This is a genomic window from Corynebacterium sp. HMSC058E07 (assembly GCF_001809885.1).
Taxonomy (GTDB): domain Bacteria; phylum Actinomycetota; class Actinomycetes; order Mycobacteriales; family Mycobacteriaceae; genus Corynebacterium; species Corynebacterium macclintockiae.
Genome location: NZ_KV799281.1, coordinates 1 through 26,153 on the forward strand (window position 1 = coordinate 1; position 26,153 = coordinate 26,153).

The 26,153-nt window shown below is 61.5% G+C and carries 24 protein-coding genes; 9 read left to right on the plus strand and 15 right to left on the minus strand.

Translation table 11 applies throughout. The features are described 5' to 3' along the window. Positions 1-72: 72 nt before the first annotated feature. The 5 genes from HMPREF2678_RS08050 to dapE all read right to left on the minus strand — a co-directional run bounded on the left by HMPREF2678_RS08050 (position 73) and on the right by dapE (position 5,101). On the minus strand, positions 73-948 hold the full coding sequence (locus HMPREF2678_RS08050) for a methyltransferase domain-containing protein (protein ID WP_043012698.1): 876 nt from the start codon (positions 946-948) through the stop codon (positions 73-75). Positions 949-1,047: 99 nt separating this feature from the next. Next, complete coding sequence (locus HMPREF2678_RS08055) at positions 1,048-2,526, minus strand: leucyl aminopeptidase family protein (protein ID WP_070551920.1); 1,479 nt, start codon at positions 2,524-2,526, stop codon at positions 1,048-1,050. Positions 2,527-2,528: 2 nt separating this feature from the next. Continuing rightward, positions 2,529-2,903 carry a DivIVA domain-containing protein gene (locus HMPREF2678_RS08060; protein WP_083303448.1) on the minus strand — a complete coding sequence of 125 codons (375 nt, stop codon included), beginning with the start codon at positions 2,901-2,903 and terminating at the stop codon, positions 2,529-2,531. A gap of 29 nt (positions 2,904-2,932) precedes the next feature. Further along, the gene (locus HMPREF2678_RS08065) at positions 2,933-3,787 is read right to left on the minus strand and encodes an LOG family protein (RefSeq protein ID WP_034979252.1); all 855 of its coding nucleotides are present in this window, start codon (positions 3,785-3,787) and stop codon (positions 2,933-2,935) included. A gap of 186 nt (positions 3,788-3,973) precedes the next feature. Next, a complete protein-coding gene (gene dapE, locus HMPREF2678_RS08070) occupies positions 3,974-5,101 on the minus strand; it encodes a succinyl-diaminopimelate desuccinylase (RefSeq protein WP_070551922.1) in 1,128 nt (375 codons plus the stop codon). Between the two features lie 91 nt (positions 5,102-5,192). Between dapE and HMPREF2678_RS08075 the strand changes: the two genes are divergently transcribed. Both HMPREF2678_RS08075 and dapD read left to right on the plus strand, forming a co-directional pair. Beyond that, entirely contained in the window at positions 5,193-6,608 is a 1,416-nt protein-coding gene (locus tag HMPREF2678_RS08075; protein ID WP_051879501.1) for an amino acid permease, read from the plus strand. 11 nt (positions 6,609-6,619) lie between these two features. After that, entirely contained in the window at positions 6,620-7,627 is a 1,008-nt protein-coding gene (gene dapD / locus HMPREF2678_RS08080) for a 2,3,4,5-tetrahydropyridine-2,6-dicarboxylate N-succinyltransferase (protein ID WP_043012696.1), read from the plus strand. Here the strand turns inward: dapD and HMPREF2678_RS08085 are convergent. The 7 genes from HMPREF2678_RS08085 to typA form a co-directional block, all read right to left on the minus strand. After that, entirely contained in the window at positions 7,624-8,556 is a 933-nt protein-coding gene (locus HMPREF2678_RS08085; RefSeq protein WP_070551924.1) for a pseudouridine synthase, read from the minus strand. The genes dapD and HMPREF2678_RS08085 overlap by 4 nt on opposite strands. Before the next feature lie 87 nt (positions 8,557-8,643). Further along, positions 8,644-9,780, minus strand: a complete 1,137-nt coding sequence (dapC, locus tag HMPREF2678_RS08090; protein ID WP_070551927.1) for a succinyldiaminopimelate transaminase — start codon at positions 9,778-9,780, stop codon at positions 8,644-8,646. A gap of 76 nt (positions 9,781-9,856) precedes the next feature. Continuing rightward, on the minus strand, positions 9,857-10,174 hold the full coding sequence (fdxA, locus tag HMPREF2678_RS08095) for a ferredoxin (RefSeq protein ID WP_034970907.1): 318 nt from the start codon (positions 10,172-10,174) through the stop codon (positions 9,857-9,859). Between the two features lie 69 nt (positions 10,175-10,243). After that, on the minus strand, positions 10,244-10,720 hold the full coding sequence (locus HMPREF2678_RS08100; protein WP_070551929.1) for a hypothetical protein: 477 nt from the start codon (positions 10,718-10,720) through the stop codon (positions 10,244-10,246). A gap of 46 nt (positions 10,721-10,766) precedes the next feature. Then, the gene (locus tag HMPREF2678_RS08105) at positions 10,767-11,798 is read right to left on the minus strand and encodes a PIG-L family deacetylase (RefSeq protein ID WP_070551931.1); all 1,032 of its coding nucleotides are present in this window, start codon (positions 11,796-11,798) and stop codon (positions 10,767-10,769) included. Between the two features lie 3 nt (positions 11,799-11,801). Beyond that, positions 11,802-13,697, minus strand: coding sequence for an ABC transporter family substrate-binding protein (locus tag HMPREF2678_RS08110; protein WP_083303449.1), 1,896 nt, complete (start codon positions 13,695-13,697; stop codon positions 11,802-11,804). 8 nt (positions 13,698-13,705) lie between these two features. Then, entirely contained in the window at positions 13,706-15,622 is a 1,917-nt protein-coding gene (gene typA / locus HMPREF2678_RS08115) for a translational GTPase TypA (protein WP_034970910.1), read from the minus strand. A gap of 325 nt (positions 15,623-15,947) precedes the next feature. Between typA and HMPREF2678_RS08120 the strand changes: the two genes are divergently transcribed. The 3 genes from HMPREF2678_RS08120 (at position 15,948) to HMPREF2678_RS08130 (ending at position 18,350) form a co-directional block, all read left to right on the plus strand. Continuing rightward, positions 15,948-16,634: an Rv1157c family protein gene (locus HMPREF2678_RS08120; protein ID WP_070551934.1), complete on the plus strand. Its 687-nt coding sequence runs from the start codon at positions 15,948-15,950 to the stop codon at positions 16,632-16,634. A gap of 133 nt (positions 16,635-16,767) precedes the next feature. Further along, positions 16,768-17,403, plus strand: a complete 636-nt coding sequence (locus tag HMPREF2678_RS08125; protein ID WP_070551936.1) for a DUF402 domain-containing protein — start codon at positions 16,768-16,770, stop codon at positions 17,401-17,403. Between the two features lie 281 nt (positions 17,404-17,684). Beyond that, positions 17,685-18,350, plus strand: coding sequence for a DUF3800 domain-containing protein (locus HMPREF2678_RS08130; RefSeq protein ID WP_051891410.1), 666 nt, complete (start codon positions 17,685-17,687; stop codon positions 18,348-18,350). Here HMPREF2678_RS08130 and HMPREF2678_RS08135 read toward each other — a convergent pair. The 3 genes from HMPREF2678_RS08135 to HMPREF2678_RS08150 form a co-directional block, all read right to left on the minus strand. After that, positions 18,317-19,539 (minus strand): IS3 family transposase gene (locus HMPREF2678_RS08135; RefSeq protein ID WP_141747076.1). Its coding sequence is split into 2 segments (ribosomal slippage): positions 18,317-19,263 and positions 19,263-19,539, totalling 1,224 coding nucleotides; the frame shifts between segments, so codons are not numbered across the junction. The two genes, HMPREF2678_RS08130 and HMPREF2678_RS08135, sit on opposite strands and share 34 nt — an antisense overlap. 391 nt (positions 19,540-19,930) lie before the next feature. Then, positions 19,931-20,230, minus strand: a complete 300-nt coding sequence (locus HMPREF2678_RS08145; protein WP_034994178.1) for a hypothetical protein — start codon at positions 20,228-20,230, stop codon at positions 19,931-19,933. An 88-nt stretch (positions 20,231-20,318) separates the two neighbouring features. Next, positions 20,319-21,488, minus strand: a complete 1,170-nt coding sequence (locus HMPREF2678_RS08150) for an acyl-CoA dehydrogenase family protein (RefSeq protein ID WP_070551940.1) — start codon at positions 21,486-21,488, stop codon at positions 20,319-20,321. Between the two features lie 232 nt (positions 21,489-21,720). Between HMPREF2678_RS08150 and HMPREF2678_RS08155 the strand changes: the two genes are divergently transcribed. The 4 genes from HMPREF2678_RS08155 (at position 21,721) to HMPREF2678_RS08170 (ending at position 26,071) form a co-directional block, all read left to right on the plus strand. Next, complete coding sequence (locus HMPREF2678_RS08155; protein ID WP_070551942.1) at positions 21,721-22,443, plus strand: DUF4232 domain-containing protein; 723 nt, start codon at positions 21,721-21,723, stop codon at positions 22,441-22,443. Positions 22,444-22,464: 21 nt separating this feature from the next. After that, complete coding sequence (locus tag HMPREF2678_RS08160) at positions 22,465-24,330, plus strand: hypothetical protein (protein WP_246817920.1); 1,866 nt, start codon at positions 22,465-22,467, stop codon at positions 24,328-24,330. Between the two features lie 79 nt (positions 24,331-24,409). Further along, positions 24,410-25,108, plus strand: a complete 699-nt coding sequence (locus tag HMPREF2678_RS08165; RefSeq protein ID WP_034994184.1) for an NAD(P)H-binding protein — start codon at positions 24,410-24,412, stop codon at positions 25,106-25,108. Positions 25,109-25,141: 33 nt separating this feature from the next. After that, on the plus strand, positions 25,142-26,071 hold the full coding sequence (locus HMPREF2678_RS08170; protein ID WP_035008527.1) for a DUF808 domain-containing protein: 930 nt from the start codon (positions 25,142-25,144) through the stop codon (positions 26,069-26,071). Positions 26,072-26,153 lie beyond the last annotated feature (82 nt).

The following is a 26,153-nucleotide window of genomic DNA, read 5'->3' on the forward strand; positions in this document are numbered from 1 at the left end:
CTCCGTGTCCAAAATGTCGCTAGACATCACAGACGAAGACTAACTGGCCGCTAGTCGCGACCGAGCAAGAGCCTAGCGGTTGGCCTTCGCCAAGCGCGTGATGGCCGCGCGGGCGGTGACCTCCATGGTCTCCGGCAGTGCAGCGATGCGCTCCTGCAGCACATCTGGGTGGATGTGGCGCGCAGAGGGGCTCATGCCGATCTGGGCGGCAATGGAGGCCTGATCCAGCACCATCGGGAACTCGATGTGCTCCGGATCCCCCACCGGCACCAGGTGGCCGGAGGCCTGGTTGATCATCCGCTCAACCTTGCCCTCTTCCACATCCAGAATGCCCAGGGGTTCGCGCAGCTCACCCAGGTGGCCAACCTCTGCGGTAAGGACAACCACCTGTCCCTCCGGCGTAAGGATGCGGGCGAACTCTGCCGCATTGCGTGGAGCGAAGACAACCATGATGGCGTCCACACTTTCCGAAAGAATAGGCAGGCGCGACCAGGCGTCGGCAACAACCGCACCGACCCGCGAGTGGGAAGAAGCCAAACGCTTCGCCGCCGCGGTCGAGACATCGATGCCCACGCCGCGAGAGCGCTCGATCGTGTCCAGGGCGTGAGCCAGGTAGTAGCCCGTACCCGCGCCGATCTCCACGATGGATGGGGCGTGCTCAGCGGCAACATTGCCATCGTCGAGGACGTTCTCGACATCGGCAGTCACGGCCTCGACGAAGGGGGCGAAGTGGCCACCGGAGAGGAAGGTCTCGCGCGCATCGATCATCGAGGCGTCATCACCCGAATAGCGCAGCCCAGAGCCACCGGCAAGAGTCACATAGCCCTGCCGTGCGACGTCATAGCTGTGGCCCGATTCGGAAACCAGGGTGCGCCACTCTTCGTCGCCAGCGCTCAAGCGGGAACCGTCTACTGGATCGGCGAGGAGGTCAATGACATCTGCAAGCACGAACAGATTCCTTCCTGAAAATTTCTAGATAGCTCTCTTGAGAGGGAGCTAATAAACGACTCCCCCATGGTAAACCGTCCACTGCCTTTTCGCGGAGGGCTAGTGCAACAGCCACTGCACGAGTGTGCGGGCGCCAAAGCCCGTACCCACCGGAGTGACTTCGTCGTAGGTAGATTCCGCGCGCCCCGGACCGGCAATATCCAGGTGAATCAGAGGCAGATCGCGGGTGAAGCGACGCAGGAACATCGCAGCGGTCGTCGCGCCCGGCCCCTTGGGGGTTTGACGCACGTCGGCGATCTTGGAGGAGACGTTATCCTCCAGGTACTCCTGCATCGGCATCGGCCACCAGTTTTCACCGACGGTCGCACCGCGACGGGCAAGCTTGACGCCTGCTCCCCAGTTGTCGGAAAACACAGCACCAGTACGCGTGCCCAGGGCGAGCTTCGCCGCGCCCGTGAGGGTAGCGATTGTCACCACGGCAGTCGGCTTGTACTTCTTTGCGCCATAACTGATGGCATCGGCCAGGATCATGCGCCCCTCGGCGTCGGTGTTCGTCACCTCGGAGGTCAGTCCACCGTAGTGCTCCACCACGTCACCGGGGCGGTAGGACTTGCCATCGATCATGTTTTCCGCGGTCGGGATGAGGGCCACTATCTTGCGCGGCACCTGCTGCTCCGCCAGCGCTCGGAAGGCAGCAATCACGCTGGCGCCACCGGTCATGTCGGTGCGCATCGTGTCCATCCCCGCAGCGGGCTTCACGCTGATGCCACCGGTATCGAAGGTCACGCCCTTGCCAACCAGGACGACGGTGCGGCGGCGACGTGGCTTGTCGATCTTCTGCGGATCCCAGACCAGTTCAATCAACATCGGCGGGCGGGACGATCCCCGGCCGACGGCGAGGATGCCGCCGAAGCCCTTGTCCTCCAGCCAGCCCGCGTCGCGCAGGCGCACCTTGACCCCGTCCAGGCCAGCGACAGCTTGCTTGGCCTGGTTGGCCAACCACTCTGGGGACTTCACGTTTGCCGGGGCGTTGGCAAGATCGCGGGATAGGCAGGTGGCCTTACCCAGCGCCGTGCCTTGCTGGACCGCGTCAACGTAGTCGGAGGTCTCGAACCCAGAGAACTCATATCCCTCCGGCAACACCACATGCACGTTGCGCACGCGGGCGGGCTTGCGCTTGTTGGTCGTCACGAAGGAGTGGTTACCGACGATCAGGCCGGTGACCAGGGAACGGACGTTGTCCGGTGTAAACTCCGCCGGCAGGTTCACCTGTACGATGTGCTTCTTTGCGCGCACGGGGTGGCCGTCTACCACCTTGCCGATCCGGCGCACCAGCTTCGCACCAGCGCCGCGCCAGCCGTCTTCCAAGAACTCCCGGCCGTCGCTCAGGTCCAATGGGCGGGTCGGCTCGGTGGGAACCCACGCAACCCAACGTCCAGAGGTATCAAGCTCGACGTCCCCAGGCGCGGTCTGCCCCGGCGCGACCTTAATTTCGGTTTCGATGATCTCGGAACCTTCGGCGCGCGGGCCGATCGTCACGCTGGTCACTTTCTGCGGGATGTTTGGGATCGGTGCCATCGTTAACGCTCCTGTTCCAGAGTTTCTGCTGTATTTACTGTGGTTGCGCTCGTGTCTACTTTGGTTGCGCTCGCGTCTACTTCCGTCGCGTCGGGCTGTTCGCTGTGGCCTTCCAGCTCTTCGATGCGCGCTGCCAGGCGCTCGATGTAGAGGTCCACCTCAGCCTGGTTGTAGCCACGGAATGCCAGGGAGAAACTGGTCTCTCGGATCCCGTCGGCGGTCAGCGGGCTGTTCTGTAGGTCATCCCAGTGCTGTCGTTTCGCCGCTCCCTCCGTGACGGGCGGTAGCGCCTCCCCACGCCCAAAAACGGTGCCTAGTAAGAAAACCAGGAGCGCGCCCACCAGGAACGCTCCGACAAGAGACAACAACCAAAACATGATTCTTAATCTACCGCCTTGCGCCAGCCCTAGTCCGCGCGGGGCTCTTCGCCCTCAAAGCGCTCCAGCTGCGCGTTGATCCGCTCCTGCTCGATGGACAGCTCCTCCTGGCGGATCTTCAGCTTCCGCACGTGGTTGGCGTGTGCGTCCACGCAGATCTGCACGGCCTCCGCCGGGTCGTCGGTCACGTGGAAAAGATCCACGTCCTCCGGGGAGATCATGCCCTCGTCGACCAGACGTGTGGTGATCCAATCGACCAGCCCGCCCCAGAATTCCTTGCCGATCAGGATAATCGGGAACTTCCGGATCTTCTCGGTCTGCACCATCACCAGGGCCTCGAACAGCTCGTCCAGCGTGCCGTAGCCACCGGGCAGGCAGATGAAGGCCTGGGAGTACTTCAGGAACATGGTCTTGCGCACGAAGAAGTAGCGGAAGTTCAGCCCCAGATCCACCCAGTGATTCAGGCTCTGTTCCATCGGCAGTTCAATGCCCAGGCCGATGGACATGCCGCCGGATTCCTGCGCGCCCCGGTTAGGGGCTTCCATCAGACCTGGCCCGCCGCCGGTGATCGTCGCGTAGCCGGCCTCGTGGATCAACCGTCCCAGCTCTCGACCCTTTGCGTAGTACTCGTGGTCGGGTTTTACCCGCGCGGAGCCGAACACTGTGATGGCCTTGGGGATCTTCGCCAGCGCGCCGAAGCCATCGACGAACTCGGACTGGATGCGCATCACGCGCCACGGATCGGTGTGCAGCCAGTCGATGTTGGCCTGCTCGCCCAGCAGTCGCTGATCCGTGGTCGACTTCTGCTTCTGGCTGTGCTTCTTGCCGCGCAGCAGCACGGGGCCGCGGAGGCGGAAGTCTCGGTTGTTCTCGCTGTTGTTCATGCGGGAGTTTGCCTTAATTGTCTTCTAGATCTTTATGTTTCTGTGTGCTTTTCACGCTACTGCTTGGCGGCCTCTGACGCTCGTTCTAATTGACGCCACCTCACTTCCACCCAGTTCACACCCCCCTCTAGGTGCCACGCACCGGGAGCGCGGGTGGTCGGGGTTAGCTCAGGTGCCAGCGTGCGGTTAGCGGGTAAGAAACTGGATTAGTTCCCTACTGACGTCCTCGATCTGCGCGACCGGGCACCGCTCGTCCTTCGTATGGCATAAGCCGGGGTCGCCGGGGCCGAAGTTCACGGCGGGGATGCCCAGCTGGGTGAAACGTGCAACGTCGGTCCAGCCGTACTTCGGGCGCACGCGCCCTCCGGTGGCCTCCACCAACCTTGCCGCGAAGGGTTGGTTGAGGCCGGGGCTCGCCGCGGCTGCGGCGTCATCAAGAAGAACAGAGAAACCCTCGGCAGGCGCATCGGGCGTACCTACCTGCAGCACGTCGTACAGGTGCTCCAGAGCCTCGTCGACGCTGCGGTGCGGAGCGTAGCGGAAGTTGATGAAAGCCCAGGCCTCGTCGGGGATGGTGTTGGTGGCCACGCCGGACTCAGCCATCACGGCGTTGAGGCCCTCCTTGTAGACCAGGCCGTCGATCTCTACATCCTGGGGCTCGTAATCCGCCACCCGCACCAGCACCCGAGCCAGATCATGCAACGCGTTGTGCCCCAGCCAGCTGCGGGCGGAGTGCGCGCGGGCACCCAGGGCGGTGACCTTCACCCGCAAGGTGCCCTGACAGCCGGCTTCGATCATCCCACCGGAAGGCTCGCCCAGCAGCGCCAGGTCACCCTCCAGCAACTCGGGATCGGACTGCACCAGGTGGTTCAGCCCGTTGTATTTGGTGGCTACTTCCTCGCCTTCGTAAAGCACCAACGTCAGGTCGCAGGCCAGATCCGGGGAGTTCGCCAACGTCGCAAACGCATGTGCGTAGCAGGCCGCGCCGGATTTCATGTCCACCGAGCCGAGGCCGAAGATGGTCTCCTCCCCCGTCTCCGGATCCGGTCCTACGCGGGAAGGCAGGTTTTCTGCCGGCGGCACCGTATCCAGGTGGCCGGCCAGCACCACCCGATCGCCCAGGTCGCGGTGGGTACGAGCGACCAGGGTGTTGCCCCGGCGGGTAACCTCCACGTTCTCGATGGCACGCAGGGCGGGCTCGACAGAGTCGGCGATCTGCTGCTCGTGGTGCGATTCGCTGTAAATATCGACAAGCTGACGGGTGAGCGCCACCGCGCCAGCGGTCAGGTCAATGGACGTCTCTGGTGTACTCATCGCTTGCGATCCTAGACGAATTCCAAATACCTACGGGGTTAAAACTGCCCATGCTGGCCTGTGGGAAAGCCCGTTGTGTTCTAATTCTGTTATGAAAACTCGAGATTCCGACACAGGTGCTAGCGAGGGCGCCTCGAACCAGCTGGGTCACAGCCTAGAAACCCGCCACCTGACGATGATGGGCCTCGGCTCTGCCATCGGCGCCGGGCTGTTCCTAGGCACCGGTGTAGGCATCCAGGCCGCCGGCCCGGCGGTGCTGCTGTCCTACATCGTCGCCGGCATCGTAGTGATCGCCGTGATGCAGATGCTTGGCGAGCTGGCCGCCGCCCGCCCCGCGTCCGGCACCTTCGCCACGTACGGCCAGATGGCTTTCGGTCGCTGGAATGGCTTCGCCTTGGGTTGGCTGTACTGGTTCATGCTGATCATGGTGATGGGCGCGGAAATCACCGGTGCGGGCGCGATCATGGGTTCGTGGTTCGGCGTAGAGGGCTGGATCCCTGGATTGATATGCGTGGTGCTGTTTACCATTGTGAACCTCGTGGGCGTGCGTGGCTTCGGTGAATTCGAGTACTGGTTCGCGTTCATCAAGGTCGCGGTCATCGTTGTCTTCTTGTTCGTGGGTGCGGGTCTGCTGTTCAACCTGTTCCCGAACTACGAGTCCCCGGGGCTCAGCAACTTCGCCGACTTCGCCCCCAACGGCGTTTCCGGCATGGCCGTGGGTCTGCTGGCCGTGGCTTTCGCCTTCGGTGGCATTGAGATTGTGACGATCGCCGCCGCGGAGTCCAAGGATCCGGCCTCATCTATTGCCGCGGCTGTGCGTGCCGTGATCTGGCGAATCTCGATCTTCTACCTGGGCAGTGTGTTCCTCATCTCGGCCCTGCTGCCCTTCGAAACGCTCGGTGAGGCAGAGTCCGCCGAAGAATCCCCCTTCACCCGCATCCTGGCTCTCGCGCAGATCCCGGGCGTCGTGGAGATCATGGAGGGCGTGATCGTCCTGGCCCTGCTGTCCGCTTTCAACGCGCAGATCTACGCAACCAGCCGCCTGATGTACAGCTTCTCCCAGGAGGGCAACGTCCCCCGCTGGTTCGGCAAAACCAACGCGCAGAAGGTTCCTTTCCGCGCCGTGTGGTGCTCGCTGTTCTTCGCCTTCGTTTCTGTCGCCCTGCAGGTATGGGGTCCGAAGGACCTCATCAACATACTGTTCAACGCCGTCGGCGGCACCCTGCTGGTGATCTGGATGGTGATTGTGCTGGCGCAGATCAAGCTGCGCCCGACCTTCGAGCAAGATGGCACCCTCACCGTGCGTATGTGGGGCTACCCGGTTCTGCCGTGGCTGACTTTCCTCGCACTCGTTGCGCTGACCGTCCTGATGCTCTTCGACGAAGGCGCTCGCATGCAGGTTCTGACGGTCACTATTGCCTTCGCAGTACTGAGCGTGATCGGCTTTGTTCTGCAGAACACCCAGAAGGGTCACAGCAGCCCAGAATCAACGACCGCTGAAAGGTAGGATCGAAAAGCATGACTGCTGCTTATGGAAATGGATTTGCCACTCTGACCGATTCCGGCGATGTGCTGGATACCTGGTTCTTCGAGTTCGACCTCGGTACATCTGACGCCGCTGGCGATAAGGCTGGAACCCAAGTGTTCGATCTTGATGACGCCACCACCTCCGCCCCCGAATCCTTCCGTCCCCTGGCCAATCTGGCCGGTACGGACGAGGTCCGCGGCACCCGCCGCGTTGCGGTGACCACCACCATTACTGACCTGGATGCCCCGGCGGAGGATGCGCACGACGCCTACCTGCGCCTGCACCTGATCTCCGGCCGCAAGATCAAGCCCCACGGCTGCAACCTGGATGGCCTATTCGGGCTGCTCAGCAACGTTGTGTGGACCAACCACGGCCCGTGCGCGGTCCCCGGTTTCGAGGCTGTTCGCGCCCGCCTACAGGCCGAGCGTGGCCCGGTGACGATCTACAGCGTGGATAAGTTCCCCCGCATGGTCGACTACGTGGTTCCCACCGGCGTACGTATCGGCGATGCCGACCGCGTGCGTCTGGGCGCTCACCTGGCCGAGGGCACCACGGTCATGCACGAGGGCTTCGTGAACTTCAACGCCGGCACCCTGGGCTCTTCAATGGTTGAAGGCCGTATCTCCGGCGGTGTTGTCGTCGGTGATGGCTCCGACATCGGTGGTGGCGCCTCCATCATGGGCACCCTATCCGGTGGCGGCAAGCAGGTCATTTCCATCGGCGAGCGCTGCTTGCTGGGCGCCAACTCCGGCGTGGGCATCTCCCTGGGCGATGATGTCACCGTCGAGGCCGGCCTGTACGTCACCTTCGGTACCAAGGTCACGCTGACCGGCGAAGTCGCCCGGCAGCTGGGCAAGCAGGAGGGCGAGGCTGTGAAGGCCGCCGAGCTCTCCGGCGCCAGCGGCATCCTGTTCCGCCGCAACTCCGTCAGCGGCGCGGTAGAGGCCGTCGCCAACGCCAACACCGTCGAGCTCAACGAGGCTCTACACGCCAACTAACCCTTGTTCCACTGCGACCAGGGATCTTCCAGGCAGCGCTCGATCGCGATGCGCTGCCTGTTTTTTAATTCGCCCTTTTCTTGTGACGCCTCCAGCGCCAACTCGATAGCGACCGCGCGCAGCTGTAACGCCCCCGTCCCGGGATGGTATTCCGGGTACGTGTCGTCGCCGTAGATGGGAGCACCCAGGTGATTCATCAACGCCCGTAGCTGGTGCGTGTGCCCGGTCCGCGGTTGCAGCTCATAGACAGCGGTAGCGGCTGTGCCAGCGGCAGCATTGGTTTCTGAGGTTGCCACGCAGCGACGGGTCGCCAGCTTCCGAATGCGCGTCACCGTGGACTTCGCCCGGCCCTGCGTTTTGAGCTGTGTGGACAGCGTGGGCTGTGTAGGCAACGCTGCGGCGCTGCCCACCCGCACCTGCGGGTCGTCCTTCACCTTCAGCATCGGCAGTGCTACTTCTTGCCACTGCGCCCCGATCTCCGGAATGTCCGGCGCCATCGCCTGGTAGGTCTTTTCCACTTCCCTACGCTGGAACTGTGACTGCAGGAACCCGCGCGTGGCGGGGTTGCGGGATAGCACCAACAGGCCGCGAGTGTCCCGATCCAGGCGGTGAGCTGCCACTAATTCCGGCTCCCTCAGGCGCACGCGCATCAACGACTGCACGGTGGCCCGCAAGAGTCTGCCATTGGGCGTAGACGGCAGCCCGTGGGGCTTGTCCACCACCAATGCATCCGGTCCGGAGTACAGAATCGGAATATCAGCTGCCAGGAGCTCGGCGGGTTCTTCTGGAAAGTCGGGATAGACCCATGTGGGCGTCGGATCCACAAGAGCAAGCCCTGGTTCCAGCGGGGTGCCGGGCGCGAAAGGGGAATCGCCCGCCGCGGCGGCCAGGTAGGCCCGACCGTCGTCGGGGACGCGGCCAGTCAGCATGGTCTTGACGGCAGATACGCCGTGGCGCGGCGGTGGGCGCCAGCGTTGTAGGGCAGGAATCGGCGCCAGAGCTCCAATTTCTGCGCGCTACTGCGCGGCTGCCGATTCGTCACCGGTGAGGCGGCGGGCGGCTGCCTCAATCCGCTCGTCGGTGGCGGTCAGCCCCACGCGGACAAAGTTCTTCCCCTTCGGGCCATAGAAATCGCCCGGGGCAACCAGGATGCCCTTGTCGGCCAGCTCTGCGACGGTCTCGCGGCCGTCACGCCCCTGGGTGGCCCACAGGTACAGACCACCGTCGGAGTACTCGATATCGAAACCGGCCTGCAGCAGGGCAGCCTTCAGCAGCTCGCGGCGTTCGTGGTACAACTGCTTCTGCAAAACTTCGTGGCCGTCTTCCTCCAGGGCGGCGACCATGGCGGACTGGATCGGGCCGGGGTTCATCAGGCCTGCGTGGCGGCGGATTCCCAGCAGCTCCTGGATCAGCGCACCGTCGCCGGCCAGCCAGCCCGCACGATAAGAGGCCAAGTTGGAGGTCTTCGACAGCGAGTGGACGGCGATGAGGTTAGTGAAGTCACCGCCGCATACCTCGGGATCCAGGATCGACACGGGGCGTTCCTCGCCCCAGCCCAGACCCAGGTAACACTCGTCGGAGACGATGATGGTGCCGCGCTCGCGGGCGAATTCCACGAACTTGCGCAGGTGCTCCACTCCCAGCACCTGGCCGTGCGGGTTGGCCGGGGAGTTCAGGTAGATCAGCGCCGGGGTCTGCGGCCCCAACTTCAGCAAAGAATCACTGCGCAGCACGTCCGCCCCAGCCAGGCGGGCGGAGACCTCGTAGGTCGGGTAAGCCAGCTCCGGAATCACTACCGTGTGGCCTGCACCTAGCCCCAGCAGGGTGGGCATCCACGCGATGGCCTCCTTGGTGCCGATCACCGGCAGCACTTGGCTATCGGCATCCAGGCTGGTCACCTTAAAGCGGCGCTCCATCGCCCCCACGATGGCTTTACGCAGTTCCAGGGTGCCCTTAGTCTGCGGGTAGCCCGGCTCCGCGGCGGATTCCGTCAGCGCCAGCTGAATCGCCGGGGAGACCGGATCTACAGGAGTACCGACCGACAAATCCACGATCCCGTCGGGGTGCTTCGCCGCCGTGGCTTTGGCCTCGGCAAGCGAATCCCAGGGGAAGTCGGGCAGTCGGTCGGCTACTTTGGTGCGCTTCAGGGTCATGCTTGTACTCTATACCGCCTGCTCTGTGCGCTCGGCGCTAACCGGCGCAACTGCGGGCGTCAATAAAGAAGAAGACCTAAGCCTGCGGCGGCAGGTTAGCGATCAGCTCCGCATCGAAGTCCTGCGGCCCCAGCTTCGCAGCACCGCCCGGGGAGCCCAGGTCGTCGAAGAAGGCAGCGTTAGCGTCGTTGTACTCTTCCCACTCGTCCGGCACGTCATCCTCGTAGAAAATGGCCTCGACCGGGCAGACAGGCTCACAAGCACCGCAGTCAACGCACTCGTCGGGGTGAATGTACAGGGAACGCTTGCCCTCGTAGATGCAGTCAACGGGGCACTCTTCAACGCAAGCGCGGTCCATCACGTCTACACAAGGCTGCGCGATCGTGTAGGTCATCGTCTAAATACCTACCCTTTCTGGAAAGTTCGTCATACTCCACAGAGCTCTCTATGAGCTTCTATTCTGTCACTTCAGCGGTTCCAGAGAAAACTGAGGCCGAAGTGGCCACGCGGCCGCTGCCAAACCGACCACAAGCAGCAGCATAGACCACACGGTCTGTGGCATTAACGTCGCCTCACCGAAAGACAGCTCCGGCCACATCCCCGCCAGCAAGTACCCGGCTAGCCACACCAGCGCGGGAATGCCGGCGATCAGCTTGTTATCGGTCCACAGCAGTGCGGTTTTAGTCAGTGCGCGGTTGAACACCAGGGCAAAAAGCAGTGTCCACGGCAGCGGCACCTCGACGTCCCCCACCGTGATGCGGGAGCCGATGTATAAAACGCTGATGAACAGCCCAAACAGTGCGCCGATAGAGAGCCACACGATGCCGGACATGCGCTCCGCGCGCGTCGTATCCTTGCGCGCCTGGCTTTTCGTGGGGTGCCCCCAGTTCGGCTCTTCGTCCCGGCCTGTTCCGGTGCTCTTTTTCGCATTCACGTCGATCTATCCTAGTGCTTGCTCTTCTTATTGACGCCCCAGGCCGCGCCGTTTAAGACTTCCCACCCACCAGGCGCTCCCCCACTGCGCGGGCGAAGAAGTCCTCCGGCACGCCAGGTTTAGTCCACGCGACGCGATAGCTTTCGTTGTCCAGTAGGGGCTGGGTGATCAGGTTGGAAAGGCAGAACAACGTGGCGGCTGTGCGTGCGGGCGGGTTGGATTCCCGCGCCTGATCGTTTACGTCCGAGGTCGACCCATCCGCCACCCAAATCTGTGTGGCATGGGCGCGCATGGCGGCCTGCTTCGCGGCCACGTCTTCTGCAGAACCGTGAACCACCAGGTCCACCTCGGAGGAAGGGACAGTGGCGATGTCGCCCGCACTGGGGAGCTTCCATCCCTCCGGTGCCTGCACGCTTTCCATACCCTGCATGCCCTCGGCGAACTTCTCGTCCTCCGTCACGCACCACAACACTTGGCTAGGCACGAAGCTCTCCGCTTCTGTACCTGCCCCTGCTGCCTCCAGCCGCCGCACTGCCTCGTGCACGATCTGGTGCGCCCGCTTGTGATCCGGGTGGCCGTAGCCACCGTCGGCGGCGTAGGTCAGGATGACCTGCGGGCAGATCTGCTGGATAAGCTGGATAAGCTGCGCAACCTGTGCCTCGAACCCCGCGTCCGCGATTCCATCGGCGCCGTCGCTGGGGCTTTCCGGCGCGCGTGCGAATGCCCGCGGGTGGCGAATCGAGTCGCTTCCTTCCATTCCCGAATCCCGCCAGGCACCGCAACCACCCAGCAGGTTCGGGCCATGATGAATCCCCAGCACGCTAAGTGCTCGCTGGAGCTCGGCGATGCGGTAACCGCCGAGCATTCCCGTGCCGTGTTCGTACTGTTGGGCGTCCAGAAGAGCTTGGTACTTCTCCCCGATCACCTCGCCCTCTTCGCCGAGGGTGCAGGTCACCACGGCTACCTCATGGCCGAGCCTGCGTGCCTTAGCTAACGCCAGACCCGTCCACAGAGTTTCGTCGTCGGGGTGCGCATGCACCGCCATCACAGTGATCGCGTGCGCTGGTTCCGGATTGCTGCTCACGGTCTAGTCCTCCTTGCGGGCGTTATCGGCGGCGCTGCGATCCAGCTCCTCCATCGGCATCAGAGTCCACAAAGGCGCGGAGATCAGCAACGAACTACTGTCGTCCAACGGCCAGTCCTCCAGCTTCCGGGTCGGCCCACTGAGCCTATTCGACGCCACCACGGTGAAACGATCCGACAGGATCGGTAGGACCGTCGAGAGTTCCGCGATGCGATCGTCCACCTGAGGACGTTCATCATCCAGTTTCGTCTCGCCTTCGCGGAGCTTGGTGAGGCGCTGTTCCAGTTCTTGGTCGCACGTTCCGCTGAGGTTGCCGCCGCTTGGCGTGTTATCCAGGCGCGCTTCCGCGCCGGACTTCTCATCGGCGCTCCCGTCGGCACCTTCGTTGGCTCTCGCGCTTGCCCCTTCGCCAGCGTTCTTGCCTGAGCGTTTGCCTTCCCCACCCTTGGCTTCGGAGCCGGAGTTGTTATTCGACGTGCGCGCGTCCGCAGTCTGCGAGCTGTTCGTGCAGCCGTATTGCTGCACATAATCGGCGATAAGCTGCGGGCTGCGCTGCCAAGTGATCACGCCGTCGACGGTGCCCTGTTGCACCGACGTACCCAGAATGTCTGAGGCTTCCCCGGTGCGCACCACTGCGGGAATACCGGCCTGCAATAGCTGATCCACCACCGAACGGGCAGCGTCCACAGCCAGCTGATCGTCGTTGACCGCACCGATGACAATTCCATCGGGTCGGTCATCGGCCACCAGATTGTCCGGTACTTCCTTTTCCATCTTCGGCTTGACGTTCCAGTGCGGGGAGTCGACATCAGGGTCCCCGGAAACGATCCGGGCGATTCTTTCAGAATCGATCGCACCCAGCAACTGGCGCCGCAGAGCGCGGTTCCGCAAGAGTGGGCTTGCCTGATTCAGCTGCAGGTTCAGCTGCACTTCACGGGTAGTTTTTCGCACCTGGGCATAGGGCAACTGCTCCATGGCCAGGTCGGTGGTGGCCGAGGTGTGCGTCATGTACATCTGGATCTGCTGGGTGCGCATCATCTGCGCGCCCGTCGACTCATTGGGAACCGCAGTGAAACGAATGATGTCCGTCTTCGCCGCCTTCTTGCCCCAGTAGCGGTCGTTGCGCTGCAGTTCCAGCAGCCCTCGGCCTTCGTCTACCGACTTCACGGAGTACTGTCCCGCCGAGGCGACTGAGCCTTCAGCCATCATCGTGGTGAACGTGCGCCCCTCGGCCCGATAAATGTGGCTAGGCAGCAGGTGCATAAACAGTCGCTTCCATGCGCCCAGCGGACGATCGAAAGTGACCTTCACGCTCTTTTCTTTATCACCCGGTTTGATGGAAGTCACATGCCGGTACAGCCCCTTGGACTCCGCTAGCGGTTCCTTTAGGATCGCCTCGCGCAGGTACTGAAAGTCCGAGATCGTGATGGGGGTGCCGTCCGACCACTGCGCTTCCGGATTGAGGGTGTAGGTCACCTCTGTCGGAAACTCCTCATCGTTTGGCGCGATCGAACTAATCAGGTCACTATTGAGGCCCTCCCCCTCAGTACCTTGCATGTACACGCTCGGCAGAGTCAGATCCGCTACCGCCGCGACCACCGGGTTGCGGTTACCCACCAGGTGCGGATTGAGGTTACTGGTGAAGCGATCGACTCCCACCGTGATCTCTCGCAGGCTCTCATCCACCGGCTTGGGCGGCTGAGACTGCGTGGTGGCAGAGGGGTCTTCCACCGTCGGAGCCTCCCCGGGGTTCGCCTGACACGCGGAAAGCGTCAGCGCGAGAGCCGCAGAGGTCAGCGCAGCCGCAACGGTGGGCGTCGAACCCCAAAAACGCCGACGACGCGCCCAGCCGGAACGGTGGCGCGACGAAGGATCAGATGGTGGGAAGAAAGAGTACAAGAGCGCTTCTAGGAGTTGTTATTGCGCTGCTTCTCGCGGGAACGAGCGCGGGCGCGGTCGGTGGCGTTCAGGATCACCTTACGCACACGGACGACCTCCGGGGTAACCTCGACACACTCGTCGAAACCACAGAACTCCATAGCCTCTTCCAGGGTCAGGGTGCGAGCCTTAGCCAAGGTCACCGTCGCATCGGCGGTAGCCGAACGCATGTTCGTCAGCTTCTTTTCCTTGGTGATGTTGATGTCCATGTCCTCGTCGCGGTTGTTAGCGCCGACGACCATGCCCTCGTAGGCCTCTGCACCCGGCTCGACGAAGAAGGTGCCACGGTCGGCCAGCTGGATCAGCGCGTAGGCGGTGATCTGGCCAGAGCGGTCGGCAACCAGGGAGCCGGAGGCACGGCCCTTGATCTCGCCCGCCCACGGCTCGTAGCCAGCGGAGTAGCTGTTGGCGATGCCGGTGCCGCGGGTTTCGGTCATAAAGACGGTGCGGAAGCCGATCAGGCCACGGGCCGGAACAATGAACTTCATGCGGATCCAGCCGGTGCCGGTGTTGTCCATGGACTCCATGCGCCCCTTGCGGGCGGCCAGCAGCTGAGTGACGGCTCCGAGGTGCTCCTCCGGGACGTCGATAATCAGGTTTTCGTAGGGCTCGTGAACCGTACCGTCGATGGTGCGGGTAACCACCTGCGGCTTACCGACGGTCAGCTCGAAGCCTTCACGACGCATGGTCTCCACCAGGACGGACAGAGCCATCTCGCCACGGCCCTGAACTTCCCAGGCATCCGGGCGCTCAGTGGGCAACACGCGCAGAGAAACGTTACCGATCAACTCCTGGTCCAGGCGGGCCTTGACCATACGGGCAGTCAGCTTGTCGCCACCGCCACGGCCTGCCATCGGAGAAGTGTTCACGCCGATGGTCATAGAAATCGCGGGCTCATCCACGGTGATGCGCGGCAGAGCGACCGGGTTTTCCGGATCGGCCAGAGTGTCGCCGATCATGATGTCCTCGATGCCGGAGATAGCGGCGATGTCGCCAGCGATCATCTCCTCGGCCGGCACGCGCGTCACGCCTTCGGTGCGCAGCAGCTCCGCAACCTTGGCGGTCTTGGTGTGCTGGTTTCCATCTTCGTCGTAGTGGATCCACGCAACCTGCTGCCCCTTGCGCAGGCGGCCAGCGTGAATACGCACCAGGCCGATACGTCCCAGGAAGGAAGATGAGTCCAGGTTAGTGACGTGCGCCTGCAGCGGGCCGTCTACGTCTGCGGAAGGCTCCGGCAGCACGTCGTAGAGAACGTCGAACAGTGGCTGCAGATCCTCGGAGTCCGGGACGTTGCCGTTGCCCGGGTTCTCGGTGGAAGCCTTGCCCTCACGACCGGAGGTATACAGAACCGGCAGATCCAGCAGCTGTTCGGCAGCCTCTGCCGCCTCTTCGTCCTCCAGGGTGGAGGCGAGCTCTAGCAGCAGATCCTGTGATTCCTCAACAACCTCGTCAATGCGGGCATCGGGGCGGTCGGTCTTGTTCACACAGATGATCACCGGCATTTTCGCAGCCAGGGCCTTGCCCAGCACGAAACGGGTCTGCGGCAGCGGACCCTCAGAGGCGTCAACAAGAAGAACCACACCGTCGACCATGGACAGGGCGCGCTCGACCTCACCGCCGAAGTCAGCGTGGCCGGGCGTATCGATCACGTTGATGATGAGGTCGCTGCCGTCCTTGCCCAGACCCTTGCGGTGAATGGCGGTGTTTTTCGCCAGGATCGTGATGCCCTTTTCCTTTTCCAGGTCGCCCGAGTCCATCACGCGCTCTTCCACTTCGCCGTGCGAAGAGAAGGCGCCGGACTGGTGCAGCATGGCGTCGACGAGGGTGGTCTTGCCGTGATCGACGTGCGCGACGATGGCGACATTACGGAATTCAGTCAAAGACACAGATCCGATCTTTCCTTAAATTGGGGTCAGTTTTAGTAGTGCAGCGTAAGGCAGTACATGGCCTAGAACATTGCTTAGAACCTGGCCTAGAACATTGCCTACGGGAACCTTTCACAGCCTACTCCTTTAGTTCACCAGGATAACGCATAGGACATGAAGAAGTTTTTCTCAAAACCGCAAGACGTGCACTGAAGCCGGTGTTATTGTTTACAAAAGGTTCCTAATGAACGTTACTAATGTGACAAATGTGAATAATGTGACTAATGTGGTTCGGGTATATGCTCGAGCAACTTTAGAAACAGCGACAAAACCTGAAAGGTACGCCATGGCTTTCTCCCGACGCTTGACCCGTGCTGCTGCAGCACTGACGACCGCCTGCGCGCTTGCTGTCCCGACCGTGGTGGCCCCTGCAACGGCTGGCGCTCAGGTCCAGGGTTCCATCGATCACCTCGGCCGCCCTGCGCCGCACATCCTGAACCAGATCGAGACTTTCGCTAACAACCCGCAGCTGCCGCCGAACGTTAAGGCGTCCCTGAAGAAGCTGGTTGGCTTCTTCCGCGGCGATGGCAAGCCGGGTGTTGACATCCCGAAGAACGCCCCGGTCTTCACCCAGTTCGGCTGGCCGACCGTTTCCGGCAAGTGCATCGGCGGCAAGAACAAGGCCGTCGGCACCGCCATGGGCGTACCCGGCCCCGCTAAGCTTCCACTGCCGGGCATCGGCGCTGGCGAGGTCAACTTCGTGTTCACCGCCATGGGCACCGGCACCGTGGCTAAGAAGCAGAACACCGCCATGAACGTGCACTGGATCAACATCAACACCGGCAAGATGGGCCGCACCCCGCTGGGCTACACCGGCATCAATCCGAAGGGTCCGGCCACCGTCAACGGCGTTGCCAAGACTGGCAAGGGCACCGTCATCGCCCTTCTCGAGGGTGGCGTAACCACTCACGAGAAGGAGTCCGGCAACTCCAACTGCAACTTCCTGCCCACCGCGGCACTGCTGCACGTCTAGTAGCTTTCGCCTAGACACCCGGGTTTCCGCCCTTGGCCGCGCCCCCGCGCGGCCTTTTTCATACCCTTTTCCTCTACCCGCACCCCGCTCCCCCTGGGTACACCGCATCCTGCTCACCACAATCGCACAAGCCATGGCCGATCTGCACAAAGTAAAGCAAGAGACCTTCGACATCGCCCGCGCAATCAACATCGACCCCAAGGGATTCGAGCGCGCCGTGGACGCCTACGAACTGTCTTCCGTACAGCTCGCCATTGAGCGGCCCAGCCCCGAGCAGCCCAGCCCAGAGCACCCAAGCCCCATGCTCTACATGCGCCGCCCCACACCCGGCCACCCACGCTTCCATTACCTCGAATCTTGGCTAGTCCCCCACCTAGACATACGCCTCAACAAGTTCCACTTCTTCGAGGGCATCGAGCCCACGCAGGACCTCTACATCGACATCGCCTTTATCGATATTGATGACGCCACCACCCCAGCAACCTGGCGTACCCGTGACCTGTACGTGGATGTGGTGACGCACCTCCCGGAGGCTCCCTCCCAGGAACAATCCCAGTTGAGTTCTAAATACGCCCCGGGCACATCTTCAAAGACAAAAGTCCAGGTGCTGGACCTGGACGAGTTGGGCGAAGCACTCCTGGCGGGTTACATCACCGCCGACGAAGCCCACAGAGCGCTGGATTCCACGCAGCGGCTGCTGGATGGACTGCACGAACACGGCAGCGTGGTCGATTGGCTGGCCACCCAGGGCGTGCGTTTGGGTTACTAGCGCCCTCGACAGCCATGCCATCAACCCGAAATCGAACACCTTTACTCCTCTGTCGGGTGCGGAGGACATAATCATTATGTCCAGGCAACCTTGAAACTAAAGCTCTGCGAAGCTCTTACACAGCCCCGGACGAATGGCGATTTGAATACGCCATAACCCGCACTGCATATTGACCACAGATAGCTAGCCACACTAGACTCGGTAGAGGACGCACCTAGGTGCTCCACTTCCGAGGCTCGTGTGAACACCACACGGGCTTTCGTGCATATTAGGGGGAATCAATGCACATCGGATACTTCGACGAATTTGGGCACAACGGCGCATACGTCAATCGATACGATACGCATTTCAAGACCCACCCAGTTTTCGGCATCGGTGGATTCATAATCCCCGCTCAGAATGTCCGACGACTCTCCGGCTCTTTCAAACACCTAAAAGAAACGGGGCTCAGAGCGGAAATAGAAGCCAAAGTTAGGGCTAAAGGCAAAAAGGTAGAGCATTGGGAGAAGAAGGGTGCAGCACTACTCACCACCCGCAACGCCCAGAAATACTCTGAACTGCGCCGCCTTTTTAACCGACTTCTCAACATCCTCGACAAGCTAGACGCCCAAGTTGTCTTCTACGGACAGGAGAAACCTCGAGGAACGAACGAAGATACTGGAGAGAATGAAAAGGATCGGTACGACCATGCTATGAAACAGCTGATCCAGCGTATTGGCTGGAGCCTCCCAAGGGATGAGAATCACCTCCTGATTCTCGATAAACAGGGCCCCAGAGAACGTGCAGAGATTTTCGCGTCTAGCGCTGCTTTCATGTTCACCAATGAGAGCGCGGAAAAGCTCCTCGAACCTCCTCTCGAGGTGGAAAGTCACCTCTATCAAACTGAAGCGTCCTGGGTTTGGTTCCGCTTCTTTTACGGCCCTGTGTTGATGGGCTCGGTGAGATAATACTCGGTTTCTACTTCCTGTGGGGTGGCGTAGTCCAACGCCTCGTGAAGACGTTTGGTGTTCCACCAGTGCACCCACCGCAGGGTGGCGAGCTCAACTTCTCCTACTGATGTCCACGGGCTTTGAGGATGGATAAGTTCAGCCTTGTAGAGACCGTTAACAGTCTCGGCCAGCGCGTTGTCATAGGAATCTCCGACTGTGCCGACACTCGGCCGGATCTCGGCTTCGGCCAAAGCGGTGGAGTACTTCAGTGACACGTACTGACTTCCCCGGTCACTGTGGTGTATCAGCTGGTCGCCATGGATTCGACCGGCAGTCGTTAATGCATGTTCCAGTGCCTCCATCGGCAGCGCATCGGTGCGCATCGTAGAGCGGGTGGCAACACCAACTATTTTGCGGCTGTAGACATCAATGACAAACGCGGTGTACGCAAATCCTGACAGGGTGCGAACATAGGTAATGTCGGCAACCCAAAGCCGCCCGGGGGCTGTTGCCCGGAAGTTTCGCTGCACAAGATCCGGACGATGATCCGGAACTTTAGGACTGATCGTGGTGACCGGGGTGCGTCCACGTCGTCGACCAGACACACCTGCAAGTTTCACCAGGCGCGCGGTCTTGTCGCGGCCGATATGAAAGCCCTCACGGTTCATGGCGTGCCACATCTTACGAATGCCGTAGACCGAGAAGTTTTCCGCATGGACGCGCTGAATCTCTGGGATAAGCAGGCTATCGCTTAAAGCCCTGGCGCTCGGGGCGCGGGTGATGGCTTTACGGTAGCCGCGAGAGGTGATGAATCCACGATCTGCCTGTTTCAAAACACGGCAGATGGCCCAGGCCCCAAATTGCTCCTTGTACTCGTCAATGTAGGAGATCATCTGGTCGTGGGTCGGTCGAGCTCCGCTGCGAAAAAAGCCGAGGCAGTCTTGAGGATTCCGTTGGCTCGCTTCAGCTCGCGGTTTTCCCGGCGTAGCCGTTTAAGCTCTTCTTCCATGGTTTCGCCACCTGTTGGTGCGGCCTGCTCATGGGCGACGCTGTCGCGATACCAGGCGCGCAACGTGTGGTGGGACACGCCAAGGAGCTCTCCGACTTCCTCGTACGCACGTTGCCGTGAGCAAGACTCCAGACGGACCATCTCTAGGACTTGATGGACCGCCTTCTCCTTGAATTCGGCGGAATACTTTCTGGGCATAGTGCCAATCCTTCCTTAGCAGAGGTAGGAACTAAACCCAGGACGCTTCAAACTGTGCAGTGCGCAGACTGGCTGTGCGCGCTTCTGGGAAGAATTGCTGCTTACAAATACGACCCCGACTTTGATGAGTTCGAGTGGGCGGTGACATACTTCGGAAACCGCCTATCTCACATTTCCAGCAAGCACGCCAAGATCAGAGCCAATGGCGATGGCAAGGACATGTACTCCAACCATCTCGGAAGTAAGAGAAAGTGCTTTTCTCATACATCCACGCGGGGTGCAAAAGCCGTCCGGCATGGCGTTTAGTTCTCCTGGAACTCGAGCCAGGTATTACAACGACTCAGTTCAGATCACCGTCTGGTTGGGCGGACTACCGAACTGACAGGGCGTCTTACTGCACAGGTCGTTCTACATAGTCAGGGCGGCATTCCTGCAGATGCTCGCGCAGGATCTCGCCGTTCTCGCTCTGTGGGGAGAATAGAGAAAGAATCTTGTCCAGCATGTCAGGTGCGATAACCACCTCTGTGCCGTCGTTGAATAACACCGCAAACATCAACGCATACTCACATTCGCCGCCTAGATCTGCATCGAACGCATCATCCAAGCCTGCTGCGTAATACTGCTGTTCGTAGCGAGAGAGGAACTCTTCGTAGATATCCCGAGCAGGATCTTCAAATACCCCAAACCCCATCGCCTATCTCCAATCCTGCTCGGACTCTTTGTCGCTGTAGCTACTTTGCGGAAGCCCTCCCCCCCCCCTGGGAACGGGCTGCGGCCCGCTACGCCAGGATCTGGCGGCCCATCACCATACGGCAAATCTGGTTGGTGCCCTCGTAGATCTGGGTAATCTTCGCATCGCGCATCATGCGCTCCAGCGGGAAGTCGCGGGTGAAACCGTAGCCGCCGAGCAGCTGAACAGCGTCAACCGTGACCTGCATGGCAACGTCGGAAGCAAACGCCTTGGAGCCTGCAGCCATGAGGCCCAGCTTGGCACCATCCTCAGCCACGCCACGCTCTGCATTGGACGCAGCGGTGTAGATCATCAGGCGTGCGGCGTCGATCTTCATCTTCATGTCCGCCAGCATGAACTGGGTGTTCTGGAAGTCCGCGATCGCCTTGCCGAACTGCTTGCGCTCCTTGACATAAGCCACAGCCTGGTCGAACGCACCCTGCGCGATACCCAAGGCCTGCGCACCAATAGTCGGGCGAGTGTGGTCCAGGGTCTGCAGAGCGGTCTTGAAGCCGGTTCCTTCTTCGCCGATCATGCGGGAAGCCGGAACGCGGCAGTCCTCGAACAACAGCTCAGCCGTCGGGGAACCCTTGATGCCCAGCTTGTGTTCGTAGCCGGAAACACTGAAGCCCGGGTCGTCCTTGTTCACCATGAACGCGGAAATGCCGCGCGCGCCGGCCTCCGGATCAGTTACGGCCATCACGGTGTACCAGGTGGACTTACCACCGTTGGTGATGAAGCACTTGGAGCCGTTAATAACCCACTCGTCGCCGTCGCGGACAGCGCGGGTCTTCATCGCTGCGGCGTCAGAACCAGCTTCGCGCTCCGTAAGCGCGTAAGAGGCCAGAGCACCGTTAGCGATATCCGGCAGAACTTCCTTCTTCAGCTCGTCGGAGCCCTGCAGGATCAGGCCCATCGTGCCCAGCTTGTTCACAGCCGGGATAAGGGAGGAGGAACCACAGACGCGGGCAACCTCTTCGATGACGATGACCGCTGCGAGGGAGTCGCCGCCCTGTCCACCGAACTCCTCCGGGACGTGAATGGCGTTGAAGCCGGCAGCGTTCAGAGCGTCCAGGGCTTCCTGCGGGAAGCGCTCGTTTTCGTCAACGTCCTTGGCGTATGGAGCGATCTGCTGCTCCGCCAGATCGCGGATGGCCTCGCGCAGAGCGATGTACTCGTCAGGCAGACGGAATGGTTCGAAATCGGGGTTGAAACCCATGGTTAACTCTTCGCCTCTCTAGCAATGAAGTTCAGAACGTTCTTTCCCACCGAGTGTAGTGCTCTCCGGCAAGTCGGTGATCCTAAAGGCCATATTTACATAAAGAAGTTTGCGAGTTGCGCTCCCCCTTCCCTGTGGTCTGCCCGTGCGCATATCACTGCCCGCTCACCTTTTGATAACAAAATGTGAATCACTCTAGCCCCACTAGCACTTCACATTTACAGTAATAACCATGAAGCACTTCAGCCCCCGCCGCAATTCCCCCAGTTCCCGCTCTCCGCGTGCAACTTTCCTCGCGGGAGCAACCACGATCCTGTTGGCAGGCTCCGCCCTCACGATGGCCGCCTGCGACGATGAGGACACAACTCCTTCCGAAGCCGCCTCAACAAGTAGCGCCGAAGCCGAAGGCAACGCAGGACAGTCCCCTGCCGATGGTGACGGCAGCGCCAACCCCACAGCCCCCGCCTCCAACGGCAACGGCAACGGCAACGGCAACAACAGCAGGGCCGACGACGGCTCCGTCGGCAAAAACGGCATGTGCGCCACCAACAGTCTCAAGATCACAACCGCCGACCAGCAAGGCGCGGCGGGCTCCACCTTGATCAACGTCGTATTCACGAACACCTCAAACGAACCGTGCTCCATGCGCGGCTTCCCCGGCGTTTCCCTCGTCACGAATAACAACGGCACCCAGCTGGGTAAGCCCACCAAGCGCGAAACCGGCGCTCCGGACGAAACGGTGAAGCTCGCTCCGGGCGCGTCCGCCGTTGCTGGGCTAAAGATCTCCAACCCGGGTGTTATGGATCCCGAGCAGTGCAAGCCGCAGCAAGCTGACGGCCTGCGCGTCTACCCACCAGAGCAGACCAAAGCCGCTTACGTGCCGATGAAGGGTCTGGAAGGCTGCAGCGGCGACGTCGAGTTCCTGTCCGTGCAACCCGTTGGGCCGAAAAGCTAAACCGCCGAACGCTACTCACTAGTGCGACTCTCTATTCCCACTCACCTCACTGTCACGCGCGCCAGCACAAGCACTGTCAAGCGCGCCCGCTTCACCGCCCTACTCACACTGGTGGCCATCGTGGCGCTCGGCGTGCGCGGTTGGCAGCTGAGCCAGCGCACGTTCTATTGGGATGACTTCATCATCCCCGCGACCTTCCGTGGCGGTTCCATCGGCGATTACTTCACCAGTTACGACGGCCACCTGATGCCCGCCTCCGCGCTGGTACAGGTTGTGGCGCATCGGATCGCGCCGCTGAACTGGGCACTCCCCGCAACCCTGTTGCTTGTGCTCAGTGCTGTCACGGCTGCGTTATGGGCGCGGGTCTGTGTGCGCTTGACCGGCCGTTCCCTCACCACCTTGGGGCTCTACACCGCTCTACTGTTCAGCCCCTTCCTTATGGACGCCGCCGGTTGGTGGTCCGCAGGCCTCAACGCTCTGGCTTGGCAGGTCGGAATGGCAGGCTTCACGCTCTGCTTCCTTTCCGCCCGAAGTTCCCCCAATCCCTGGCGCCACTCCCTCATCGCCACAGCCATCCTGCTGCTGGCGCTGTGCTTCACCGAGAAGTCCCTCACCATCGTCCCGGCTGCCGTAGCCCTCGCGTTTCTCGTCGACTGGTCTGTTGAAGGGGCCCACGATTCTTCCCGCAGTACCATTACACGCTTCTTCGCTGCTCCCGGCGCGCTTTTCCTATTATGGTGCGTGCTATACCTCACGCTCTGCCCGCTCCCCGCAGAAGAGCCCGCGCGCGAGTCCCTATGGTCTGGCATTCCCACCAGCCTTTTCTCCACAGTTCTTCCCGGCGCGCTCGGCGGTCCACTGTCCTGGGATCGCTGGTCACCGTCAAGCGCCTTCGCCACCGCCCCCACCTGGTGGAGCATCACCAGCGCCGCGCTGCTCCTCATCGCCGCCTCTATCTGGTTGCGCCGCGATACCCGCCGCCGCGCCCTGGGGCTGCTGGTGATCGTGGGTTACCTCGCCATCATCTACCTGCTGCTCAGCCGTGCGCGAAGCACCACCGGCACCTCCGACTTGTTGCTGCGCTCGATGCACTACTTCGCCGACTGGTTTAGCTTCGCCGTGCTGGTCGTAGGTTGTTGCCTGTTTTCTTTAGGACGCCCCCACGCCCCCGCCCGCCCCGATGTCAGCTCCGCGCACGCTCGCGGAGCCCAGTGGCTAGGAGTCTGCACAGTCGTGTGCGCAGTGGCAATCAGTCTGATCTCGACGTTCACCTGGGTGGGAGCCTGGCGCGACGATAGGACAGCCGATTACCTGGCTAACCTGCGTGCATCCACCAAACTGGACGGCTCTGGGCCTCCCCCGCCCCTCCTGGGGCAGCCGGTACCGCTGGATATCCTCACTCCAGTGGTGCACCCGCACGACCAAGTCTCTACGCTCACTGGCCAGCCGCCTGTCACGCAGCTAGACCACGAGCCCCGGATCATCGACGAATCGGGCCAGATTGTGGATGCGGAGGTGGTGGCGTCCGCAACAACACAGCAAGGAAAAGAACCAGAGTGCGGCGTGCGCATCACCGCGGGAGAGTCCCAACCAATCCTGCTGGATAAACCGCTGCCTTTTGGGGATTGGACATGGCAGCTCAACGCGACGGCAAGCACGGACATGACGCTGACCATCACCACCCCCAATGGTCTGGAGGACGCCAAGGAGACTAAAAGCCGCGCCACGAAGGTGCAGGTCGATTCGGAGTTGAAGCCGCGTTGGGTGCGGGTTTCCGGTGGCGGCGGAATCTTGCTGGTGCGGGCGGAGGCGGATTCCGGTACATCTGATGAATACGTGTGCATCGGGGCGGGTGGCATCGGCCCGCTTGTGGCGAAGGCAGGCTAAAGCTGGAATAGTGCGCCTTTCCGTACCGTTGAGGGTGGCTAGGAAAGAACCAAACCCACCTCAAGGAGGCATTGAAGCTATGTCGACCCAGAACGCACGGAACGTCATGATCCTCGGAGGCCACGGCAAGGTGGCGCTGAAGGCGTCCCCAAAGATCGTAGAGGCCGGCCACACACTAACGTCCGTGGTGCGTAACCCCGACCAGGTGGCGGATGTGGAGGCCACCGGAGCCAAGGCTGTAGTGCAGGACATCGAGCAGCTGGATGTCGCAGGTTTCGAAGAGCTATTCGCTGATCAGGACGTAATTATCTGGTCCGCAGGCGTGGGCGGTGGCGATGATGCGCGCACCTACCGCGTGGATCGCGATGCGGCGATCCGCTCGATCGATGCGGCGGGTAGCAAGCGCTACATCATGGTCAGCTACTTCAACTCGCGTGCTGACCACGGTGTACCGGAGGATCACTCCATGTTCACCTACTGCGAGTCCAAGGCTGCGGCGGATGACCACCTGCGTGCCTCGGCAACGCAGTGGACTATTGTCGGGCCGTCTGCGCTGACCTTGGACGAACCGACCGCTAAGATTGAAACTCGCGCGCCGAAAGCCGACGGCACCGCCAATGGAGACGATGAGCTGCAGTCCAGTCAGGTCTCCCGCGCAGACGTCGCCACTGTGATCGCCGAGGTAGTGGATCGCCCGAACCTGGTCGGCCATTTCATTGAATTCAATAACGGCGATACCCCCATTGCCGAGGCTCTCGACGCACACGCCGAAAGCTAAACAAACCCCACCGCACAGAAAAGAGAAATCCCCATGGCAGCTGGCCTTGCAGCACTGTTGGACGACATTGCACTTATCGCCAAGAAGGCTGCGGCCACCACTGATGATGTCGCTGCCATGGCCGGTCGTACCTCGACGAAGGCGGCTGGGGTTGTTATTGATGACGCCGCCGTCACACCGAAGTTCGTCGCTGGGGTAAGCCCGGCGCGCGAGCTGCCGATCATTTGGAGGATCACCAAGGGCAGCCTAGTCAACAAGTTGGTCATTATCCTGCCGATCATCTTGCTGCTCAGTTGGCTGCTGCCAGGAGCGCTGACTCCCCTGTTGATGCTCGGTGGTTTCTATCTTTCTTTCGAGGGCGCAGAGAAGGTCCTGCAGAAGGTCGGCCTCGTTGAGAACGAGGAGGCCGAAGGCAAGGACGAGGCAGCAGGCCAGTCCGAGGACGCAATGGTTCGCGGCGCAGTGTTCACGGACCTCATCCTGTCTGCGGAAATCATGGTGATCTCCCTCAACGAGGTGGCTCACGAACCGCTACTGACCCGCGCCCTGGTGCTGATCGTGGTGGGGCTCTTGATCACTTTCGCCGTGTACGGCCTGGTGGGCGTACTGATCAAGATCGACGACATCGGCCTGGCACTGGCAGACAAGCAGGGCGCTAGCGAGGGCACAAAGAAGTTCGGCCTGTTCCTGGTCAAGGGAATGCCGAAGCTCCTCACCGTCATTGGAATCATCGGCACCCTTGCCATGCTGTGGGTCGGCGGGCATATTCTGCTGGTCGGCTCGGACGAGCTAGGGCTACACTGGCCGTATCACACGGTCCACCACGTGGTGGAACTCGTTGAGCACCTTGGCGGGGCCGTGACCTGGCTTGTGGAAACCGGCTTTAGCCTGGTCTGCGGCCTGCTCATCGGTGCGATCATCGTGGCTGTGATCGCGGGCATCAAAAAGCTGCGCACCCACTAAATCTCCGTCCGTAACCACCATGTATCCGCACAAGCACCACTAACGCACGCAAACACCCGATCAACATAAGGAGGCCCCACCG

Bases quoted from the DNA above. Each gene is read 5' to 3' on its own strand.
- HMPREF2678_RS08125 (WP_070551936.1), top strand. From the start codon at position 16,768: ATGGCCGATCTGCACAAAGTAAAGCAAGAGACCTTCGACATCGCCCGC.
- HMPREF2678_RS08165 (WP_034994184.1), top strand. From the start codon at position 24,410: ATGTCGACCCAGAACGCACGGAACGTCATGATCCTCGGAGGCCACGGC.
- fdxA (WP_034970907.1), bottom strand. From the start codon at position 10,174: ATGACCTACACGATCGCGCAGCCTTGTGTAGACGTGATGGACCGCGCT.
- dapC (WP_070551927.1), bottom strand. From the start codon at position 9,780: ATGACCCTGAAGCGCACCAAAGTAGCCGACCGACTGCCCGACTTCCCC.
- HMPREF2678_RS08055 (WP_070551920.1), bottom strand. From the start codon at position 2,526: ATGGCACCGATCCCAAACATCCCGCAGAAAGTGACCAGCGTGACGATC.
- HMPREF2678_RS08060 (WP_083303448.1), bottom strand. From the start codon at position 2,903: ATGTTTTGGTTGTTGTCTCTTGTCGGAGCGTTCCTGGTGGGCGCGCTC.
- HMPREF2678_RS08150 (WP_070551940.1), bottom strand. From the start codon at position 21,488: ATGGGTTTCAACCCCGATTTCGAACCATTCCGTCTGCCTGACGAGTAC.
- HMPREF2678_RS08155 (WP_070551942.1), top strand. From the start codon at position 21,721: ATGAAGCACTTCAGCCCCCGCCGCAATTCCCCCAGTTCCCGCTCTCCG.
- HMPREF2678_RS08130 (WP_051891410.1), top strand. From the start codon at position 17,685: ATGCACATCGGATACTTCGACGAATTTGGGCACAACGGCGCATACGTC.
- HMPREF2678_RS08170 (WP_035008527.1), top strand. From the start codon at position 25,142: ATGGCAGCTGGCCTTGCAGCACTGTTGGACGACATTGCACTTATCGCC.
- dapD (WP_043012696.1), top strand. From the start codon at position 6,620: ATGACTGCTGCTTATGGAAATGGATTTGCCACTCTGACCGATTCCGGC.
- dapE (WP_070551922.1), bottom strand. From the start codon at position 5,101: ATGAGTACACCAGAGACGTCCATTGACCTGACCGCTGGCGCGGTGGCG.
- HMPREF2678_RS08065 (WP_034979252.1), bottom strand. From the start codon at position 3,787: ATGAACAACAGCGAGAACAACCGAGACTTCCGCCTCCGCGGCCCCGTG.
- HMPREF2678_RS08120 (WP_070551934.1), top strand. From the start codon at position 15,948: ATGGCTTTCTCCCGACGCTTGACCCGTGCTGCTGCAGCACTGACGACC.
- HMPREF2678_RS08085 (WP_070551924.1), bottom strand. From the start codon at position 8,556: ATGCTGACTGGCCGCGTCCCCGACGACGGTCGGGCCTACCTGGCCGCC.
- HMPREF2678_RS08145 (WP_034994178.1), bottom strand. From the start codon at position 20,230: ATGGGGTTTGGGGTATTTGAAGATCCTGCTCGGGATATCTACGAAGAG.
- HMPREF2678_RS08075 (WP_051879501.1), top strand. From the start codon at position 5,193: ATGAAAACTCGAGATTCCGACACAGGTGCTAGCGAGGGCGCCTCGAAC.